The sequence below is a fragment of the Streptomyces sp. NPDC047315 genome, from assembly GCF_040643215.1.
Lineage (GTDB): Bacteria > Actinomycetota > Actinomycetes > Streptomycetales > Streptomycetaceae > Streptomyces.
Map to the genome: position 1 here is coordinate 1 of NZ_JBEYTZ010000095.1, position 4368 is coordinate 4368.

Annotated in this window: 2 protein-coding genes; both read left to right on the forward strand. The window is 72.0% G+C overall.

Annotated features, from left to right (window positions below):
- Positions 1–363, forward strand: a 363-nt coding sequence (locus ABZ842_RS38620) for an acyl carrier protein (RefSeq protein ID WP_361548524.1), incomplete at its 5' end; no start/stop codon positions are given.
- 23 nt (positions 364–386) lie between these two features.
- A partial coding sequence (locus tag ABZ842_RS38625) for a type I polyketide synthase (protein WP_361548527.1) occupies positions 387–4368 on the forward strand: 3982 nt, incomplete at its 3' end.

Consider the following 4368-nt stretch of genomic DNA (forward strand, 5'->3'; position numbering starts at 1 on the left):
GACTCGCTGACCGCGGTCGAACTGCGCAACCGGCTCACCGCCGCCACCGGCCTGCGCCTGCCCGCGACCCTCATCTTCGACCACCCCACCCCCACCGCCCTCGCCGAGCTGCTGCTCAGCGAACTCGCACCAGGCACCGCGGCCGAAGCGGCGAGTGACCCCCGCGAGACGGAAGTCCGCAGGATCCTCGCGAACCTCCCCTTCGCACGGTTCGAAGAGGCCGGCATCGCCGACACCCTGCTGCGGCTCGCCGGCTTCGAACAGCCCGCCGCCGAGGGCGCCGCCGCCGACGAAGGCGAGGCGCTCTCCTCCATGAGCGCCGACGACCTCATCCGCCTGGCCCTGAGCGACAACGATTCCTGACCGCTTGAGGAGTGGAACCGACGATGAGCAGCACGAGCAGTACGCCCCAGAACGCCTCCACGGACAAGCTGGTCGAGGCGCTGCGAGCCTCCCTCACCGACGTCGACCGGCTGCGCAAGCAGAACAACCGGCTCGTCGAAGCCGCCAACGAGCCCATCGCCGTCATCGGCATGGCCTGCCGCTTCCCCGGCGGCGTCGGCTCACCGGAAGACCTCTGGCACCTGCTGGAAGCAGAACGGGACACGGTCACCGACTTCCCCGACGACCGCGGCTGGGACCTGGAGGCCGTCTACCACCCGGACCCCGACCACCCCGGCACCACCTACGTCCGCGGCGGCGGCTTCATCGAAGACGTCCGCGCCTTCGACGCCGCGCTGTTCGGCATCTCGCCCCGCGAGGCGCTGGCCATGGACCCCCAACAGCGGCTGTACCTGGAAGCGGCCTGGGAGGCGTTCGAGCGGGCGGGCATCGACCCGCAGTCGCTGAAGGGCTCGCAGACCGGCGTCTTCGCAGGCGCCATCGCCTCCGACTACGCGGCCCGCTGGCACTCCCTGCCGGCCGCGGTCGAGGGCTACGTCGGCACCGGCAACATGACCAGCGTCGTCTCGGGCCGCGTCGCCTACGCCTTCGGACTCGAAGGGCCGGCCATCACCATCGACACGGCCTGCTCCTCCTCCCTGGTGGCCATCCACCTCGCCGTCCAGTCGCTCCGCCAGGGCGAGTGCACACTGGCCCTCGCCGGCGGCGGCACCGTGATGTCCACGCCCTCGGCGTTCATCGAGCTCAGCCGGCAACGCGGACTCTCCGCCGACGGACGCTGCCGCGCCTTCGCCGCCGCGGCCGACGGCTTCGGACCCGCCGAGGGCAGCGGCGTACTCCTCCTCGAAAGGCTCTCCGCCGCCCGCCGCAACGGACACCCCGTCCTCGCGCTGGTGCGCGGCTCGGCGGTCAACCAGGACGGTGCGTCGAACGGGTTGACGGCGCCCAACGGTCCCTCGCAGCAACGCGTCATCCGCGCCGCCCTGGAGAACGCCCGGCTCGCCCCCGCCGACGTCGACGCGGTGGAGGCGCACGGCACCGGTACGACGCTGGGCGACCCGATCGAGGCGCAGGCGCTGCTTGCGGCGTACGGTCAGGACCGGGACGCGGACAAGCCGCTGTGGCTGGGCTCGGTCAAGTCCAACATCGGACACACGCAGGCCGCGGCCGGGGTGGCCGGCGTGATCAAGATGGTCCTCGCACTCCAACACCGCAAACTCCCCAAGTCCCTGCACATCGACGAGCCGTCCCCGCACATCGACTGGGAGTCCGGTGCGGTGCGCGTACTCGCCGAACACCAGGAGTGGCCGGACGGAGACCGGCCCCGCCGCGCCGGCGTCTCCTCCTTCGGCATCAGCGGCACCAACGCCCACGTCATCGTCGAACAGGCACCCCTCGCCCCCCGCCCGCACCAGGACATCCAGCCGGACGACCGGCAGGACGCCCGCCCCGTCGTCGCCCTGCTCTCCGGACACGACCAAGCAGCCCTGAAGGCCCAGGCGCAACGACTGCGCGAACACCTCGCCGACCGCCCGGACACCGACCTCGACGCACTCGCGTCCTCCCTCGCCCGAACCCGCGCCCTGCTGCCCCGACGCGCCGCAGCCGTCGCCGCCGACCACGGTGAACTCCTCGACGCCCTCGACGCCCTCGCCGACGGCCACCCCGCTGCGAGCGTCGTGGAAGGCACCCCGAACAGCACCGGCCGGGCCGTCTTCGTCTTCCCCGGACAGGGCAGCCAGTGGGCGGGCATGGCCGTCGAACTCCTCGCCGGATCCGAGGCGTTCGCCCAGGAGATCGAAGCCTGTGAGAAGGCGCTCTCCGCCCACGTCGACTGGTCGCTGACGGGCGTGCTCACCGGCGCCGAAGGCGCCCCCGACCTGGACCGGGTCGACGTCGTGCAGCCGGTGCTGTTCGCCGTCATGGTGTCGCTCGCCGCGCTCTGGCGCTCCAACGGCGTCGAGCCCGCGGCCGTGGTCGGCCACAGCCAGGGCGAGATAGCCGCCGCCCACGTCGCCGGAGCGCTCTCCCTGGAGGACGCCGCCCGGATCGTGGCCGTACGCAGCCGGGCCCTGCGCCGCATCGCGGGCCGCGGCCTGATGGCGTCCGTGCACCTCCCCGCCGACACGGTGCGACAGCACCTGGCCGACCGCGGCGGCGACGTGTCCGTGGCCGCCGTCAACGGCAGCGCGTCTACGGTCGTCGCCGGAGCGGACGGTGCCGTACGCGAACTCGTCGACGAATACGGCGAGCAAGGCGTCCGCGCCCGACTGATCTCCGTGGACTACGCCTCCCACTCCGCGCACGTCGAAGCCATCGAGAACGAACTGCGCACCGCGCTCGCCGACGTGGAGCCGCGCGCCTGTGGCACGGTGTTCGTGTCCACCGTCACCGGCGAAGCCCTGGACACCCGCGAGCTGACGGCCGACTACTGGTACCGCAACCTCCGCCGGCCCGTGGAGTTCCAAGCCGCCACCCGCCGACTGCTCGACCTCGGATACGACGCGTTCATCGAGGTCAGCCCACACCCGGTGCTCACCATCGGGCTCACCGAGACCTTCGAGGACGCCTCGGCGCCCGCCGTCGTACTGCCGACGCTGCGCCGCGACGAAGGCGGGCCGCGCCGCTTCCGGCTCTCGCTGGCCGAAGCGCACGTACGCGGTGTGCGCGTCGGGTGGAACGAAGCGGTGCCGACCACCGAGACCATCGCCCTGCCCTCCTACGCCTTCCAGCGCAAAGAGTTCTGGTTGGACGGCGACGAGGCGCTGACCGACGTCTCCGGCCTGGGGCTCGCCGCCCCCGACCACCCACTGCTGGGCGCGAAGCTCACGCTCGCTGACCGCGACAGCGTGGTGTTCACCGGCCGGGTGTCGCTGCGCAGGCAGCCGTGGCTCGCGGGGCACGCGGTGAACGGCTCGGTGCTGCTGCCCGGCACGGCGTTCGTGGAGCTGTGCATCAGGGCCGGGGACGAGGTCGGTTGCCCGCGGATCGACGAACTCACCCTCCAGACACCGCTGGTGCTCGGCGCGACCGACGAGGCCGACCTCCAGGTCACGGTCGGCCCTGCCGACGCCGAAGGGCTGCGCGACGTGGAGATCCACTCCCGGCCGGCCGGCACGGTCGACCCGGACGCCTGGGTGACCCACGCCACGGGCACGCTCGACGCCGACGTTCCGCAGGAGCCCGCGGACGACCTCCACTGGCCGCCGGCGGGGGCGGAGCCCGTTTCGCTTGAGGGGTTCTACGAGCGGTTGGCGGGTGCGGGGTACGAGTACGGGTCGGCGTTCCGTGGTTTGCGGGCGGCGTGGCGGCGCGGTGACGAGGTGTTCGCCGAGGTCGAACTCCCCGACGACATGCGCACGGACGCGGCGGCGTACGGCATCCACCCCGCCCTCTTCGACGCCGCGCTCCACACCGGACTCCTCGACGCCGAGGGCAGCGGAGAACCCCGGGCCTTCCTGCCGTTCTCCTGGAACGGCATCACCCTGTCGGCAGCCGGCACCTCCCTGCTGCGGGTGCGTTCCCGACTCGTCGACGCGAACACGCTGGAGATCAGCACCACGGACGCGCTGGGTCAGCCGGTGGTCACCATCGACTCCCTGGTGTCCCGGGAGATGAGCGGACGGCAGCTGAGGTCCGCCAGGTCGCCCCACCCGGACTCGCTGTTCCGGCTCGGTTGGGAGGAGAAGCGGCCCGCGGAGGCACCGCGGCCGGAGGGCGGCATGGTCGTGCTCGACCAGTACGGCCCCGAGCTGGCCGAACGACTCCTCGCATCCACCCGCGGCTTGAGCCGCCATCGGGATTTGGGGTCGTTGGTGGGGGTGGTTGATGGGGGTGGTGTGGTTCCGTCGGTGGTGTTGGTTGTGGTGGATGGTGTGGGTGGTGTGGGTTCTGGTGGGTTGGTTGGTGGTGGGGTGGTTTCTGGTGTGGTTTCGGGTGTGTTGGGGTTGGTGCAGGGGTGGTTGG